The organism is Paraburkholderia sp. D1E (assembly GCF_052682275.1).
Genome location: NZ_JBQYMB010000001.1, coordinates 6,615,211 through 6,631,406 on the forward strand (window position 1 = coordinate 6,615,211; position 16,196 = coordinate 6,631,406).

Genomic DNA, 16,196 nt, shown 5'->3' on the forward strand with positions numbered 1-16,196 from the left:
ATGCAACTAACGGTCAACTGCTACATATCGCTTCGACAACGCGCCACCTATGCGGCCTGGGAACCCAGCTAGCACAAGCGGGCCGCGCTGCGATAGTTTCGCACGCCGGTTCCTGCGATTCGCTCGAACAAGCTCGGCAGGCTGAACAAGCCAAACCGCCCCATCAAACCGCCGAATCCACCCTGACCGCCGTTTCGGCGCGCAGATACCGCTTGCTCACGCCGCGCCAGTAAAGCAGCAAACCGACGCCGGCAATCGCCAGGCTCACCGTATTCGCGACCCAGAAGCCGCGCGCGCCGGTGAGCCATTCCGGCGTGGCGCCGAAGACATTGAAGCCGAGCACATAGCCGCCGCCGAGCCCCACGCCCCACAGCGCAACTGCATAGATGACGGTCGGCACGACCGCCACCTTGTATGCGCGCAGTACGAACGCGGTGGTGATCTGCAACGCATCGAACAGGTGATAGCACACGACGATCAGCACCAGTGGCATCGCCGCCGCCACGACCTGCGCATTCGGCGTATAGCCTGCGATCACGTAAGGCCGCAGCACCAGCACGATCGCGCCATAACAACAGGCGATCGCCACGGCCATCATGATGCCGTGCCGCGACAGCGTGCGCGCTGCTTCCGGGCGATGCGCGCCGAGCGCCTGGGCGACCAGTGTCGACGAAGCGATCCCGATCGACAGCGGCGTCATATAGAGCACCGCGCCAATGTTACCGGCGATCTGGTGACCGGCTAGTGTCGTCGTGCCGAAGCGCGCGATGAAGAGCGCCATGAACGTGTACGAGGTGACCTCGATCAGGTACGACAGGCCCATCGGAATACCCAGGCGCAGTTGCGCCGCCTGCCGGCGCCAGACCGGCCAGCAGAAGTGCGCAAAGATCGCGAATGGTTTGAATACGTAGACGCGCGTCAACAGCAGCATCCCAACCACGGCCAATCCCCAGTTGATCGCGGTGCTGGCAAGTGCGCAACCCGGGCCACCGAGCGCCGGCACACCGAACCCGCCGAAGATGAACCACGTGTTGAGCGGGAACTTGAGCAGCAGCGCGCCGATCTGCAGAATCATCACGAGCCGCGGTTTGCCAACCGCATTGGTGATCGAGCTGTAGACGCGAAAGGCGAGGCCGGCCGGCAGGCCGAACGCCAGAATCTGCAGATAGGCGACCGTGCGCTCGTGCAGTGCTTCGGGCACGCGCGCCAATTGCAGCACAGGCCCCGGGAAATAGAGAATCAGAAAGCCGATCACGGTCAGCGCGAGCGCGAGCCACAAGGCCTGGCGCACTTCTTCGCCGATCTCGGTATAGCGGCGCGCGCCGTAGAGTTGCGCGGTGATGGGTTGCAGCGCGGTCAGGATGCCAGTCAGACCGATGTAGACGGAAATATAGATCGACGAGCCGAGGCCGAGTGCGGCGAGATCGACGGCCGAATAGCGGCCGACCATCGCCGTGTCGATCACGCCGAACGCGATAATCGCCAGTTGGCCGATCAGCACGGGCCATGCAAGCCCGGCGATTTTCCGTACGTCGGCGAACATGGTCAGTCCGGCTTCTTGTGCCAGCTGCGGCGTTTGACGACTGGCGGCTTCGGACGGTCGATCCGCACGTACAGGCGGAAGCGTTCGTCGCGGTCGGCCACGCGACGGCCTTCCCATACCAGCTTCCATACGAAGTCCGACATCGCGCTTGGATCGCCGAAGTCCTGGGTGTCCTGCCGCAGGATCACATCGCAATCCTGGTTGAACGAGAAATGCATATCGCCGAAATAGGCGAACGTCGCGATCTGCGCGTTACCGAGGCGCACCGGAGAAATGCAGGTGTAGTCCTCCGGCAGATGGCTCGCGATCTGCTCGGCGACGTCTTTATAGGTCCGGCTGTAGTTGACGACCGGCAGCCACAGCGTCATCAGCAACACCCACATCAGCGTCGTGCCGGCGCTCGAGAGCACCACGCTGCGCCACAGGACTTTCGGATGACGGGCCAGACGCCATTGCACCAGGACGAACCAGCAGATCGTCACGGCGACTGCACACACGAACGACAGGATCTTGAACTGCGGCGCAAAACCCGGAGCGAGACGCGCGAGGTTGCGCGCGAGCGGATGCGGGAAACCGGTCAACCCGGCGATGTACACCAGCCAGACGAAGCTGCCGAGGATCGTGAAGCTCAGCAACGCGAACCAGTCGATCGCGTTGATCGCGCCGCGTTTGAGCGTGGGCAGCGCGAAGGTGGCCAGCACCGCGAGCGCCGGCAGCAACAGCATATAAAGCCGGTTCGACTGATGGCTCTGCAACACGACCAGCACGAGCAGCGGCCCAATCACCGACAGCGGAATTGCCACGTGCGGCGCGCGCCGCAGGCCCGACCAGCTAAACCACGCCCAGAGCGCCAGCGGCCAGGCCGGCCACGTGAAGAGCGGCAGGTTCTTGAGTGCGTAGGCGGCCACCGAGCCGGGCGGCCCGGCGAACGAAGACAGGCTGACGTGCACCCACTGGTTCAGATACCAGACAGCGTCATCGGGAAAGGCGGCGAGTGCGGCGATCGGCCATGCGACCGACAGCGCAAGCGCCACCGGCAGACCGGCCAGCAGCAGCCAGCGCGAACGCGCCTCGCGCACGATCAGCGCCATCGCCAGGGTACCGAGCAACAATGCGCCAACCAGCACCGGGCTGCTGGCCAAGGCGACGAGGCCGAGCGCCAGGCCCCAGATCAGCGCGCCCTGGATCGGCTTGTCGATCATCCGCACAAGCCCGTAGACGAGCATGGCGATGCCGAAAAACTGCGCCAGCTGAGGCGTAGTTTCGTGGCCGCGTTCGGCCAGGCCGAAGCAGGCGAGCAGGATCAGCAGCGCGCCGTCGGCGAGGGTGCGGCCATAGTCGCGCGGCTCCGGTTCGCCGCCGAACGCATATTTGAACGGCTGCACTTCGGCGCGCCGGCCGAGCAGATAAGCCGCATACCAGACGAACGCACAGGCCGCGCAAAACAGCAGGCCCGTAAACACGCGTGACGCGTTGCTCGCGTCGACCCATGGTGCAAGGGCGCGGATCGCGCCGGCACCGAGCCAGTAGCCGAGCGGGCCGTCTTCCGTCATGTACTTGCCGACCAGATTCGGCAGCAGCCAGTCGTGCGCGCTGCCGTTGGCCATTGTCCACATGACGCCGAAGCCGGCTGCGTCCTCGTTCTTCCACGGATCCCGGCCGAACAGGCCGAAGAAGGCGTAGACGATACAGATGGTCAGCAGCAGCCAGCGCGGCAATGCACTGGTCGCGGAGGCAGTGAGGCGAACGACAGGTCTCATGCGGTGTGTGGATATCGGATAGGCGGTGCAGCCAGGACCGGACGGGGTGTCCGGCCAGAATGGCCAATCTGGAGCATCCGGCATTGTAGTCGTGCCGTGCGATGCGCGTCACGGGCGGTAATGGCTCGCAACGTCATTGGAGTTCCTGTAACACGATGCCGCAACGGGCGGCCTGGTGCTTACAACGTCCGGGATAAGGAGGCAAAGGAGCAGAGACAAAAAAGGGCAGCTCGCGCTGCCCTTTTTTGCTGCTGCTTCGTTGCTGGCCAAGGCCTGCGACGAAGCGGGTATTACTTCGCAGCTGCCTTGCCGGTAGCACGCGAGCCGAACTTCTTGTTGAACTTCTCGACGCGGCCTGCCGTGTCCATGATCTTTTGTTGGCCGGTGTAGAACGGATGCGATTCCGACGACACTTCGATCTTGGCGAGCGGGTAGGTCTTGCCGTTGAATTCGGCGGTTTCACGCGTCTGGATGGTCGAGCGCGTTACAAACCTGAAGTCGATCGACATGTCGACGAACAGGACTTCGCGGTAATCCGGGTGAATGCCTTCTTTCATGGTCTTTCCTTTAATCTGGCGGTAGCCAACCCGCGAGCAGCCGCTACAAATGCGGACTGCATCTAGGCGCGAGCCACTTGCCTATGGTCGAAAAACGGCGATTATGCCAGAAAATCAGTCGCTTGACGACCTTTCTACGACCTTTTTGCCTGCGTTTTGCCTCGTTTTCGCCGGCACTTTATCGGTCCGTTTCTTGTCCACATGCCGCGCGGCACCCCTTATGCGGCGGGCGTCAGGACGGAGCGAATGCCAATCCCACCCGCGCCGGATCCTGCCGGTAATACCGCGCCAGCAACCGGTATAGCTCGGGATACTCCGCCTCGAAGGCCTGTGGCTGGACGAACAGCGCCTCGCTGCACACGGCAAAAAATTCCGACGGATGGTCCGCCGCATACGGGTCGATCAACGAATCGCGCTCGAAACGCGCCCAGCGCCTGTCCGGTATTGCGTCCACTTTGGCGCAGAAATGGTCGTATGCATGGTCGAAGACGTCGGCCCATGCCTGCGAATCGAGCGGGGCATGCCAGCGGCGTGTAAGCGGCGGATGGCCGTTCGCCTCGCCGGTCAGCATGTCGATCTTGTGCGCGAATTCGTGAATCACGACGTTATAGGCGTCCGCACCGCCGGTCATCTGCGCGTCTTCCCACGACAACACCACCGGGCCGCCTTCCCATGCTTCGCCGCTCGCGTCGTGCTCGACTTCGTGCACCACGCCGTCTTCGTCTTCAACCGTTTTGCGGATCACGAACTCGCCCGGATAGACGATCACGCCGACCCAGCCGCGATACAACTCGAGGCTCAGGTTCAGCACCGGCAGACACGCCTGCGCAGCAATTGCCACAGTCATCGCGTCGGTCAACTCGAGTTCGTGCGCGGTCGAAAATTCCTTTTTCGCGATGAAAAGGCTGGTCAGCTCGCGCAGATGCACGCGATCCGGCGCCTCGAGATGGGCGAGGAACGGCAGGCCGCCGAGCGTGGCTTGCCACAGCGCGTCGTCGATCGCGTAGTCGCGCAGCGCGCGGTCGCGGCGGCGCGTGCCGAACCATTGGGTGAGTTTCGAAAGCATGGCCTGATGCAACCCTTAGTCGATCTGTTTTTGCCACGCGGCGAAAATGCCGCCGCATATCGCAATGCCGATCAGGAAGTAGAAGCCGTCCAGCGACGTCAGGAAGCTTGCCTGCTGCGCGACCGTCCGGCTGATTTCCACTATCGCAAGCGAATGCGCCTCGGATGGCGAGCGACCGGCGGCGCTGAAGCCGCTCGTCAGCGCAGCGAGCGAATTCTGGAACAACGGATTGTACGGATTCACGAACTCCGCGAGGCGAGCCTGATGCAGCGCCTGCCGATGTTGTTCGACGATGATCACCGAGGCCGTCGCGAACGAGATCGTCAGTTGCCGCACGATGTTTTTCAGCCGGTAGCCATGCGTGAATTCTTCAATGGCAAAGATTCTAAACGTCAGATTGGCGACCGGCAGCACGATGAACAGCAATAGCAAGCCGCGCAGCAGCATCGGCACAATCAGTGCGGCTTCGCCCACGCCCGGTGACATGCGCGTCATCCACGCCGCGGCGAATGCGGCCACCGCGAAGCCTGGTACGATGATCCACTTTTTGCGCGGCAGGAGCTTCGCGTAACGCAGGTAGACGAATAGGGCGCTTGCCGAAATCAGCGACGTCACGCCGACCAGCCGGCCGGTATTCTCGACCGGATAGCCGAGGCCGCTTTCGAGAAAGCGCGACGTCAGGTAGCTGAATACGGTTGAGATGTAGTAGTAGAACATGTACAGCACGAGCCCGACCTGGAACACCTTTTCGCGCAGCGCATGCAGTCGCACCAGCGGCGCCGGATGGTGCCATTGCTGGTATGCGAACCAGCCGAGCGCGACGATGCCGGCGACCGTCAGCAGAATCAGCCCCGGCGAGGCGCTGAACAACTGGAACCGCACTTGTTGCATCACGATTTGCAGCGCGCCTTGCGCGAACGCGAAGATCAGATAAGGCCAGAAGTGCGCCGCGCCGCGCTCTTCCGGCAAGCGGTTGCCGGTATCCGGCAGTGCGAGCAGGGCGAGGATGGCAAACAGCACGCCGACCGGCGCGGTGCAGGCGAATAGCGCGCGCCAGTCGAAATGCGCGACCAGCTGGCCGCCGATCAGCGGTGCAAGCGCACTGCTCAACACGATCAGCACCAGAAAAGCACGGGTTGCCGCAGGCCGCTGCTGTGGCGTGAAACTCATCTGGATCAGGATGCGGCAGGTGCCCATCATCGGGCCGATGAAGTAGCCCTGAAAGCCGCGCGCGAATGCGAGTTCGATCGACGACTCGCACAATGCGGCGGCGATCGCGCCAGTTGAATAGAGCAGCATGCAGCCGGCCACGTAGCGCCGGTAGCCGAAGCGCTCGACCCACCATTGCTGCTGCAGAATGCCGAGCACGGCCGCTACCGCATAGGCGCTCGAGGCCCACACCAGTTCATCCGGCGATGCGTTGATGCCGCCCGCGATGTAGCTGGTGAAAAACGAAAAGATCGCGTTGTCGAAATAGTCGAGGCCGGTGACGACGGCCAGCACCCACGGGAAAAAATCGCCGCGCAATTTTACGACGCTGAACAGCGGCGTGCGGGAAGGCGCGGTACTCATGCAGACGGATCCGCGGCGGAGTCGGGCGCGGTGTCAGGCGCGGCTTCATCTTGAGTGTTTTTGCGTCCTCCTTGCGGCGTGGCGGTCGCTTTGGCACGCGCGTTGCGGCGCTGTTCGAGCAACGCGTCCGCATTTTCTCCAGCGAGGCGCCGTTCGAGATAGTCGAGGTCGGGACTCAGTTCGGCTCGCAGCTTCTGCGCTTCCTTGAGTTCGCGGCGCATCGTTTCGATGCGGGCGTCGAGTGAGTCGACCTGTTCCGAGATGGCGTCGCGAATCTGCTGCAGCGATTCGGTGGAATAGCGATGCCCGCCTTCGACCGGCTCGAGCGGGCGCTTGAGCATTTCGGTGATGCCGTGCAGCGAAAAACCGAGCGAACGCAGGCGCAGAATGCGGCCGAAACGCTTCAGGTCTTCCTCGTCGTAAAGCCGATAGCGGCCTTCGCTGCGGGTAGGCGAGACGAGGCCGCGTTCCTCGTAATACTTCAGCGTGCGCGGCGTAACCCCGAGGCGTTCGGCGGCGTCGCGTACGGTGAGCAAGGCGGGTGAGTCCTTCGACATAAGGTAGGGCAGGCATGACGGACTGAGCGCATTGTACTGCAACGTGTACGTTCACGTACACGTTGTTGAGGCAGCACGCACTTTTTCAGGCGAAACCTTACGGACGAAAAAAAGCCGCTCGTTTCTGGCGAGCGGCTTTCTTATGCTGTGCGGTTGATGCAGTTGTTTCGGCGCGAGGCCTTAGCTGCCGCCGCCACGACGCATCATGTCGAAGAACTCGGAGTTGCTCTTCGTCTGGCGAATCTTGTCGAGCAGAAATTCCATCGACTCGACTTCGTCCATGTCGTGAATGAACTTGCGCAGCACCCAGATTTTTTGCAGGACTTCGGGCTTGATCAGCAATTCTTCACGGCGTGTGCCGGACTTGTTCAGGTTGATCGACGGATAGACGCGCTTTTCAGCAAGACGGCGTTCCAGGTGCACTTCCATGTTGCCGGTGCCCTTGAATTCTTCGTAGATCACGTCGTCCATGCGGCTGCCGGTTTCAATCAGTGCCGTGCCGATGATGGTCAGCGAGCCGCCTTCTTCGATATTGCGCGCCGCGCCGAAGAAGCGCTTCGGACGTTGCAGCGCGTTCGCGTCGACACCACCCGTCAGCACCTTGCCCGAGGCCGGCACGACGGTGTTGTACGCACGCGCGAGACGCGTGATCGAGTCGAGCAGAATCACCACGTCGTTCTTCATTTCGACGAGGCGCTTGGCTTTTTCGATCACCATTTCGGCGACTTGCACGTGACGCGCAGCGGGTTCGTCGAACGTGGAGGCGATCACTTCGCCGGCCACCGAACGCTGCATTTCGGTCACTTCTTCCGGGCGTTCGTCGATCAGCAGCACGAACAGCACGACATCCGGGTGATTCTGTTTGATCGCGTGGGCGATGTGCTGCAGCATCACGGTCTTGCCGGACTTCGGCGAAGCAACCAGCAAACCGCGCTGGCCCTTACCGATCGGCGCGATCATGTCGATGATGCGGCCCGTGACGTTTTCTTCGCCACGCATTTCACGTTCGAGCAGCAGCACCTTGTTCGGGTGCAGCGGCGTCAGGTTTTCGAACATGATCTTGTGCTTCGAGGCTTCCGGCGGCTGGCCGTTGACCTTGTCCACCTTGACCAGCGCGAAATAGCGTTCACCGTCTTTCGGCGTACGCACTTCGCCTTCGATCGTGTCGCCCGTGTGCAGGTTGAAGCGGCGGATTTGCGACGGGCTGATGTAAATGTCGTCCGTGCTGGCCAGATACGAGGTTTCCGGCGAACGCAGGAAGCCGAAGCCGTCCGGCAGCACTTCGAGCGTGCCGTCGCCGAAGATCGTGTCGCCCGCTTTGGCTCGTTTTTTTAGAATGGCAAACATCAATTCCTGCTTGCGCAGGCGGTTTGCACTTTCGATCTCGAGGCCATTGGCCATCTCGATCAATTCGGACACGTGCTGAGTCTTAAGCTCGGATAAATGCATACGGAGAACCCGCAGGAGAAGGTGCGACGAAATGAAATCTGGGAGGAGAGTGAGCGGAACCGCTCAAGGACTTACACGTCTTTTCGACGTTTTGCGGATTCTAGCATAGCACACGCCAATTTCCGCCAGTGCGACGGTATGGCATCTTTCTTATTGAGCGTGTTGCCGGCTGACAACACGCCTAAGACAGCGCACCTGAAGGTTTCAAGGGCCTCGAGCGCGCCGATGCGACCGCTTTACAGATTGCCGTCGAGGAACGCGGTGAGCTGCGACTTCGACAGCGCGCCAACTTTCTGCGCGGCGACAGCGCCATTCTTGAAGAGGATCAGCGTGGGGATGCCGCGCACGCCGAACTTGACCGGCGTCGACTGATGTTCGTCGACGTTGATCTTGGCGATTTGCAGGCGATCGGCGTAATCCTTCGCGACTTCGTCGAGGATCGGCGCGATCATCTTGCACGGACCGCACCATTCAGCCCAGAAATCGAGCAGCACGGGTTTATCGGATTTCACGACGTCCTGTTCGAACGATGCGTCGCTAATATGCTTGATTGATTCGCTCATTGTATGAATACCTCTATCGGTTCGAGGCCCGCCTGAATTGCTCGCCACGATACGTCAAAATCTAGGGAAACTTCCGTTCGCTTTGCCGCAATCGAAGCCTTGCCGGCGTACGCCTGAAAAAGTCGAAAGACCATTTCCGGAATGCGCGGAAAGCTCGCGGTTGCGGGTCATCCGTATGGCAGTTTAGCTTAATTCGCTATGCGTTGCCGGTGGTGATAGTACTCATCAAGGGCAGTGGGGCCAACGGCTGCCGGTGAAGTGCCACTACGTTCTGATAAACGCGACGCAGCTTATCTGGTGGCAGGCGGCGCAAACTCAAGTGGCCCGGACGCGTACGTTCCGGATGCTGCACTATATGATGCGAAGCGCCTGATTCGGCGCGTCGATGTCGGTTTGGCCGTATTAACAGTCGCGCGACGGGCCAAGCGGTGATAGAATGTTTCGTGACGGGCCTCCTCGCATGGAGGGATGGTCAATCTGGTCAGGTCGGGAACGAAGCAGCCACAGCCGTTTTCCACCAGTGCCGAGGGTCAGGCTCGTCACCTTCCTTTTTCCTTGTTTTTCCTCTGCCGTACCTTTCATCTCCTGTTTTACCCAGGCGCTGCCACGCAGACACTGCATTGGCGTTTCTCGCGCGCTTCATCTATTTTTTTCTATCGGTCCGTTAGCCTGTTTCAATGAAGCGGCAACACGTGTTCGCGCGCCGTCTCGATTCGGTTTTGCGCGCCATCGTTACTGATACAATTTCCGGATGACCTATCAAGTTCTCGCACGCAAATGGCGGCCGAAGGATTTCGCTTCGCTCGTCGGACAGGAGCACGTGGTGCGCGCGCTCACGCACGCGCTCGACGGCGGCCGTCTGCATCATGCCTATCTGTTTACCGGCACCCGCGGCGTCGGCAAAACCACGCTGTCGCGTATCTTTGCCAAGGCGCTGAATTGCGAAACCGGCGTGACCTCCACGCCGTGCGGCGTGTGCCGCGCGTGCCGCGAGATCAATGAAGGCCGCTTTGTCGATTATGTCGAGATGGACGCGGCGAGTAATCGCGGTGTCGACGAAATGGCGGCGCTGCTCGAGCGCGCGGTCTACGCGCCGGTCGACGCGCGCTTCAAGGTCTACATGATCGACGAAGTGCACATGCTGACCAATCACGCCTTCAACGCGATGTTGAAGACGCTGGAAGAGCCGCCTTCGCACGTCAAATTCATTCTTGCTACCACCGATCCGCAGAAGATCCCGGTCACGGTGCTGTCGCGCTGTCTGCAGTTCAATCTGAAACAGATGCCGGCCGGGCACATCGTGTCGCATCTCGAGCACATTCTCGGCGAAGAGAAGGTGCCGTACGACGCTCAGGCATTGCGTCTGCTCGCGCGCGCGGCCGACGGCTCGATGCGCGACGCGCTCTCGCTGACCGATCAGGCGATTGCCTATTCGGCCAATCAGGTAAACGAAGAAGCGGTGCGCGGCATGCTCGGCGCGCTCGATCAAAGCTATCTTATTCGCCTGCTCGACGCGCTTGCCGATGGTGACGGCGCCACGGTGTTGGCGGTCGCGGACGAGATGGCGTTGCGCAGCCTGTCGTTTTCGACGGCGTTGCAGGATCTGGCGAGCTTGTTGCATCGAATCGCGTGGGCGCAGTTTGCGCCTTCGTCGGTGTTGGACGAGTGGCCAGAAGCGGCTGATCTGCGTCGTTTTGCCGAGGCGTTGAGCGCCGAGCAGGTGCAGCTGTTCTATCAGATATCGACCATCGGCCGAAGCGAACTGGGTCTCGCGCCTGACGAATACGCCGGCTTCACGATGACGCTCTTGCGCATGCTGGCATTCGAACCGGCGCCCACCGGTGGTGGCGGCGCGGCTGCGGCGCGAGCGGCGGGGCCGGCGGGGGCGGGTGGAGCTAAACGCACCGGCTCGCCGGCGGTCGCCGCGCAACAGGCGGTTGCGTCGTCGCGAGCGGTTGAAGCAGCCGCTGCCGTGCCGGTGCGCTCCGGGAATCCGGTGGCAGAAGCGAAGTCCACGACGCCGGATTCGCAGCACCTGGCGTCGCCGGAGTCTGCTGAAAATACTGAAACGCCGAAACCGGCTATTGCTGACGCGGCGATTGTTTCCAGGTCCGCATCTGCCTCTGGTGGGGCGAGCGCAGCAGTCGTGCCCGCGGCAGCCGACACCATTGCCGCACCGGCTTTAGCGCCGTGGCAGGAAGAAACTTCCGTCGAAACGAATCTGAGCGATCCGGTGCCTGCATCTGCGGACGTGAGCGCGCCCCGAGCGGCTCCGATGCCCGAAGCGACGCCCCCGGCACCGGCAGCCGCGGCGACTGGATCGATCGAAGTAACAAAAGTAGCCACTGCGGTAGCCACTGCGCCGCCCTTGGCACCGTGGGACGACGCGCCCACCGCGCCGAGCCCGATAGACGCATCCACCGCGGCCGCTCAGCAGGAATCGGCACCCGCGTCTTCGCTCACGGCTCCGGCCGCAGCCACGCTCGCACGCGTAGAAGAGGCCGCACCGGCAACGGCATCGCAAGAGCCGCCGCCTGCAGCCGACATCCCGCCGCGCCGTGCGGGTGGCGCGAGTGACGCACTCAACGTATTGCGCAGTGCCGGTCTGAAAGTGTCGTCTGACCGCGGCCGCGCTACGGCTGCAGCCGCGAGGCCCGCCGTGACCCCGGCCACGCCGAAGTCTGCCGCGCCCCGCGTTGTCGTCAATGTGCCGACGCCGGGCGCCCCGCGCCCCGCGCAGCAACAAGATGCGGCACCGGCGGCGCGCGTTTCGTCGCCTCAGGCCCAGCGCAACGGTTCGGAGCAGAACGGCTCATCGAACGCGCCGTGGGACGACATGCCGCCCGATGAATACATGCCGCTAACGGCAGCGGACGAAGGCTATTACGGCCTGCCGGACGACAACTACATGCCGGTGTTCGACAGCGGTCCCGACGACGTCCGCGTGAACGCCGCGCCTGCGTCGCCCCCCGCGCCCGTGGTCGACAAGCGGCCGTTGCCGCCCGCCGTGCCGCTCGATCCACTGGGTTTCCAGGGCGACTGGCCTGCGCTCGCGGTCGATCTGCCGCTCAAGGGCATTTCGTATCAGCTCGCGTTCAACAGCGAACTGATGGCGCTCGAAGGCAACACGCTCAAGCTGAGCGTGCCGGTGCCGCAGTACGCCGAAGCCTCCCAGGTCGCTAAACTGAAAGCCGCGCTCGCCGAAAAGCTCGGTCAGAACGTCGATGTGCTGGTCGAAGTCGGTCCGGCGCGTCGCACGGCGGCCGCGCACGACGCCGCTGTGCGCGCCCAGCGCCAACAGGAAGCGGAGCGCGAGATCGGTGCTGATCCGTTCGTGCAGTCGCTGATCCGCGAGTTCGGCGCGAGCATCGTGCCCGGTTCGATCCGCCCGATTACACAGAACGCCGGCCCGAACGGCGCGTCGTCCGTCTACTGATTCGCCGCGCTTTGGCGCACCCGATTTCCGGATTTCACGCTATCAAGAAGGAGCATGTCCATGATGAAAGGCCAACTCGCCGGGCTGATGAAGCAGGCCCAGCAGATGCAGGAAAACATGAAGAAGATGCAGGATCAGCTTGCATTGATCGAAGTCGAGGGACAGTCGGGCGCCGGTCTCGTCAAGGTGACGATGACCTGCAAGAACGACGTGCGTCGCGTATCGATCGATCCGAGCCTGCTTGCCGACGACAAGGACATGCTGGAAGACCTCGTCGCCGCTGCATTCAACGACGCCGTGCGCAAGGCCGAAGCCACCGCTCAGGAAAAGATGGGCGGAATGACCTCGGGTCTGCCGCTGCCGCCGGGCTTCAAGCTGCCGTTCTGAGCGACGTCGCTGCAAGAATCTGCAAGAAGGGGTTCACGCCGTTGCTTTGACCGCGGCGTGAGTTGAATGCGCGAGCCGCGCTCGTTTCAGTGCCCGCGCCAGACACCCGTCCCCAGGTCGTGCAAGTTTGCATCAGGGCGGTTCAGTTCGTTCGCCAGGCGTGCCTGTCCGATTCGTTACCGAGCTGATAGAAGCAACCGCATCGCCACCCGCATACCGGGCCATACCGGGCAACACTCACTTCGACGCCGCCGATCCGCATGAAACAACCTTCCGCCTTGTCGGCGCTCGTCGAAGCGCTGCGCGTGCTGCCCGGTGTCGGGCCAAAATCCGCGCAACGCATGGCGTACCACCTGATGCAGCACGATCGCGACGGCGCCGAAAAACTCGGCCGCTCGCTGCTGTTCGCGACTGAACATCTGCAGCACTGCGAGAAGTGCAACACTTTTACCGAAGCGCAGATCTGCGAGGTCTGTCTCGATGAGGAACGCGATCCGGCCTTGTTGTGCGTTGTCGAGACGCCCGCCGACCAGATCATGCTCGAACAGACGATGACCTATCGTGGCCTCTATTTCGTGCTGATGGGGCGGCTCAGTCCGCTCGACGGCATTGGCCCGAAGGAGATCCATTTCGACCGGCTGGTCAAGCGCGCGTCGGATGGCATCGTCAAGGAAGTCGTACTCGCAACCAATTTTACGAATGAAGGCGAAGCCACCGCGCATTACCTCGGGCAGACGCTCAAGGCGCGCGGTCTTGCCGTGACGCGCCTCGCGCGCGGCGTGCCGGTGGGCGGCGAACTCGAGTACGTCGACGCCGGCACGATCGCCCGTGCAATGCTCGACCGGCGCTCGATGTAGCCTGACGTAACCAGCAGCGCCATGTCGCGGCACCTGCAATACCTAAGCGTGCCGGGCGGGACCGCTCCGCAACGCTTCCAGCCGCGCCGTGCCCAGGCAAGAACAGCACACAGAGGAGACACATGAGCGTCACCCCAGACCCCAGCGCCACCCCTAAAGGCCCGCTTGCCGGCGTCAAGGTGCTCGAACTCGGCACGCTGATCGCCGGCCCGTTCGCCGCGCGCTTTCTTGGCGAGTTCGGCGCCGACGTCATCAAGATCGAGGATCCCAAGGGCGGCGATCCGCTGCGCAAATGGCGCAAGCTTTATCCGGAAGTCGGCGGCACGTCGCTTTGGTGGGCCGTTCAGGCGCGTAACAAGAAATCCGTCACGATCAATCTGAAAGCCGAAGAGGGCAAGGAGATTGTGCGGCGCCTCGCGAAAGAGGCGGATATCGTCGTCGAGAATTTCCGGCCGGGTTTGCTGGAGAAGCTCGGGCTCGGTTATGACGTTTTATCGGCGGAGAACCCGGGGCTCGTGATGGTGCGTCTGTCCGGCTACGGCCAGACCGGGCCATATCGAGACCGGCCAGGATTCGGTGCGATCGCCGAATCGATGGGTGGTTTGCGCCACATCACCGGTTATCCGGATTTGCCGCCGCCGCGCATCGGCATTTCGATCGGCGATTCGATTGCCGCGCTGCATGGCGTGATCGGCGCGTTGATGGCCTTGCATCACAAGCAGGTGAACGGCGGCAAAGGGCAGGTCGTCGACGTCGCGCTGTACGAGGCCGTCTTCAACATGATGGAGAGCGTGGTGCCTGAGTACGGTGTGTACGGCATGGTGCGCGAGCGCACCGGCGCGTCGCTGCCGGGCATCGTGCCGTCGAACACGTATCCTTGCCGCGACGGCAGCATCGTCATCGGCGGTAATAGCGACCCGATCTTCAAGCGCCTGATGGTCGCTATCGAACGCGAAGACCTGGCGAACGATCCAGCTCTCGCGCACAACGACGGCCGCGTGCCGCGTACCCAGGAAATCGACGGCGCGATCGCCGCGTGGCTCGCCACGCGCACTATCGACGAAGCGCTCGCCGTGCTGAACGCCGCCGACGTGCCGGTCGGCCGTATTTACAGCGTCGCAGACATGTTCACCGATCCGCAATTCATGGCACGCCAGATGATCCAGCGCTTCAAATGGCAGGATGGTCAGGAAATCACGCTGCCGTCGGTGACGCCGAAACTCTCGGAAACCCCCGGCGAAACGCGCTGGTTAGGCCCGGAACTGGGTGAACATACCGATGAAGTCCTGCAATCGCTAGGTTATGATTCAGACCACATTGTAAGGTTGCACGCGCAACAGATTGTGTGAGTGAGTGCGCGGCAAAAAGATAACAAAAGTTTGGAGACGACAGACCATGCAACGCAGAACCTTCCTCACCGGTACCGCCGCGCTCGCGGGCGCCACGTTCGCCGCCACGCCGCTCGCTTTCGCACAGGGCAAACCTGAAACCACCAAGGTGGCGATTGCCGTCGGCGGCAAGAACCTGTTCTATTACTTGCCGCTCACGATTGCCGAGCGCCGCAATTACTTCAAGGACGAGGGACTCGACGTCGAAATCTCGGATTTCGCCGGCGGCTCGCAGGCGTTGAAGGCGGCCGTCGGCGGCAGCGCGGATGTGGTCTCCGGCGCGTTCGAGCACACCTTGCTGCTGCAGGCGCAAAAGCAGTCGTTCCGCGAATTCGTGCTACAGGGGCGTGCGCCGCAGATCGTCCTCGCGATATCGAAGAAGGCGATGCCGAATTACAAGTCGATCGCCGATCTGAAAGGCAAGAAAATTGGCGTGACAGCGCCGGGTTCGTCGACCTCGATCATGGCGAGCTTCGTGCTGGCGAAAGCCGGATTGACCGCGAAAGACGTCGCGTTCATCGGGGTGGGCGCAGGGGCTGGGGCGATCGCGGCACTGCAGTCGGGCCAGATCGACGCCATCGCCAATCTCGACCCGGTGATGACCAAGCTCGAGCGCACCGGTGAGATTCGCGTCGTGTCGGATACACGCACGCTCGCCGATACGCGCAGCGTGTTCGGCGGTGATATGCCGGCGGGGTGTCTGTACGCGTCGCAGAGTTTCATCACGAAGAATCCGAACACCACCCAGGCGCTGACCAATGCGATGGTGCGCGCGCTCAAGTGGCTGCAAACGGCGACCGGTAGCGAGCTGATCAATACCGTGCCGGAAGGCTATCTGCTCGGCGACCGCGCGGTGTATCTGGACGCGTGGCAGCATGTGAAGGAGGCAATGTCTCCGGACGGTCTGATGCCCGCCGATGGCCCGGCCACCTCGCTTAAGACCCTGCAGGCGTTCGATCCGAACGTGCAGGGCAAGCCGATCGATTTGTCCAGGGCGTGGACCAACGACTTCGTCAAGAAAGCGCTGGTGACCGTCAAGGCCTAAGTACCGGCGTGGAGCC

Annotated in this window: 13 protein-coding genes and 1 other RNA gene; 6 read left to right on the forward strand and 8 right to left on the reverse strand. The window is 62.4% G+C overall.

Going from position 1 to position 16,196, the window contains the following annotated elements; translation table 11 throughout:
- Positions 1 to 163: 163 nt before the first annotated feature.
- From ACUN0E_RS29855 to trxA, 8 genes are all read right to left on the reverse strand, one after another.
- The gene (locus ACUN0E_RS29855) at positions 164 to 1,543 is read right to left on the reverse strand and encodes an MATE family efflux transporter (protein WP_445568854.1); all 1,380 of its coding nucleotides are present in this window, start codon (positions 1,541 to 1,543) and stop codon (positions 164 to 166) included.
- A gap of 2 nt (positions 1,544 to 1,545) precedes the next feature.
- Complete coding sequence (locus ACUN0E_RS29860; protein ID WP_408222931.1) at positions 1,546 to 3,303, reverse strand: ArnT family glycosyltransferase; 1,758 nt, start codon at positions 3,301 to 3,303, stop codon at positions 1,546 to 1,548.
- Between the two features lie 290 nt (positions 3,304 to 3,593).
- Positions 3,594 to 3,860, reverse strand: a complete 267-nt coding sequence (locus tag ACUN0E_RS29865) for a type B 50S ribosomal protein L31 (RefSeq protein ID WP_408222933.1) — start codon at positions 3,858 to 3,860, stop codon at positions 3,594 to 3,596.
- 232 nt (positions 3,861 to 4,092) lie between these two features.
- On the reverse strand, positions 4,093 to 4,926 hold the full coding sequence (locus ACUN0E_RS29870; protein WP_445568855.1) for a M90 family metallopeptidase: 834 nt from the start codon (positions 4,924 to 4,926) through the stop codon (positions 4,093 to 4,095).
- Between the two features lie 15 nt (positions 4,927 to 4,941).
- Positions 4,942 to 6,498: an MFS transporter gene (locus ACUN0E_RS29875; RefSeq protein ID WP_445568856.1), complete on the reverse strand. Its 1,557-nt coding sequence runs from the start codon at positions 6,496 to 6,498 to the stop codon at positions 4,942 to 4,944.
- The gene (locus ACUN0E_RS29880; RefSeq protein WP_445568857.1) at positions 6,495 to 7,055 is read right to left on the reverse strand and encodes a MerR family transcriptional regulator; all 561 of its coding nucleotides are present in this window, start codon (positions 7,053 to 7,055) and stop codon (positions 6,495 to 6,497) included. Before ACUN0E_RS29880 ends, ACUN0E_RS29875 begins: the two co-directional genes overlap by 4 nt.
- Positions 7,056 to 7,235: 180 nt before the next feature.
- Complete coding sequence (gene rho, locus ACUN0E_RS29885; RefSeq protein ID WP_074284282.1) at positions 7,236 to 8,504, reverse strand: transcription termination factor Rho; 1,269 nt, start codon at positions 8,502 to 8,504, stop codon at positions 7,236 to 7,238.
- 236 nt (positions 8,505 to 8,740) lie between these two features.
- Positions 8,741 to 9,067: a thioredoxin TrxA gene (gene trxA, locus ACUN0E_RS29890; protein WP_054039468.1), complete on the reverse strand. Its 327-nt coding sequence runs from the start codon at positions 9,065 to 9,067 to the stop codon at positions 8,741 to 8,743.
- Positions 9,068 to 9,512: 445 nt separating this feature from the next.
- Here trxA and ffs point away from each other — a divergent pair.
- The 6 genes from ffs to ACUN0E_RS29920 all read left to right on the forward strand — a co-directional run bounded on the left by ffs (position 9,513) and on the right by ACUN0E_RS29920 (position 16,180).
- Positions 9,513 to 9,611, forward strand: an RNA gene (gene ffs / locus ACUN0E_RS29895) — signal recognition particle sRNA small type.
- Between the two features lie 207 nt (positions 9,612 to 9,818).
- Positions 9,819 to 12,503 (forward strand): DNA polymerase III subunit gamma/tau, encoded by a 2,685-nt coding sequence (locus tag ACUN0E_RS29900; RefSeq protein WP_445568858.1) that lies wholly within the window; start codon positions 9,819 to 9,821, stop codon positions 12,501 to 12,503.
- Positions 12,504 to 12,563: 60 nt separating this feature from the next.
- Positions 12,564 to 12,890: a YbaB/EbfC family nucleoid-associated protein gene (locus tag ACUN0E_RS29905; RefSeq protein WP_133648934.1), complete on the forward strand. Its 327-nt coding sequence runs from the start codon at positions 12,564 to 12,566 to the stop codon at positions 12,888 to 12,890.
- A gap of 260 nt (positions 12,891 to 13,150) precedes the next feature.
- Positions 13,151 to 13,747, forward strand: coding sequence for a recombination mediator RecR (recR, locus tag ACUN0E_RS29910; RefSeq protein ID WP_063496327.1), 597 nt, complete (start codon positions 13,151 to 13,153; stop codon positions 13,745 to 13,747).
- A gap of 122 nt (positions 13,748 to 13,869) precedes the next feature.
- On the forward strand, positions 13,870 to 15,096 hold the full coding sequence (locus ACUN0E_RS29915; RefSeq protein ID WP_408222944.1) for a CaiB/BaiF CoA transferase family protein: 1,227 nt from the start codon (positions 13,870 to 13,872) through the stop codon (positions 15,094 to 15,096).
- A 46-nt stretch (positions 15,097 to 15,142) separates the two neighbouring features.
- Positions 15,143 to 16,180 carry an ABC transporter substrate-binding protein gene (locus ACUN0E_RS29920; RefSeq protein WP_445568859.1) on the forward strand — a complete coding sequence of 346 codons (1,038 nt, stop codon included), beginning with the start codon at positions 15,143 to 15,145 and terminating at the stop codon, positions 16,178 to 16,180.
- Positions 16,181 to 16,196: the final 16 nt, after the last annotated feature.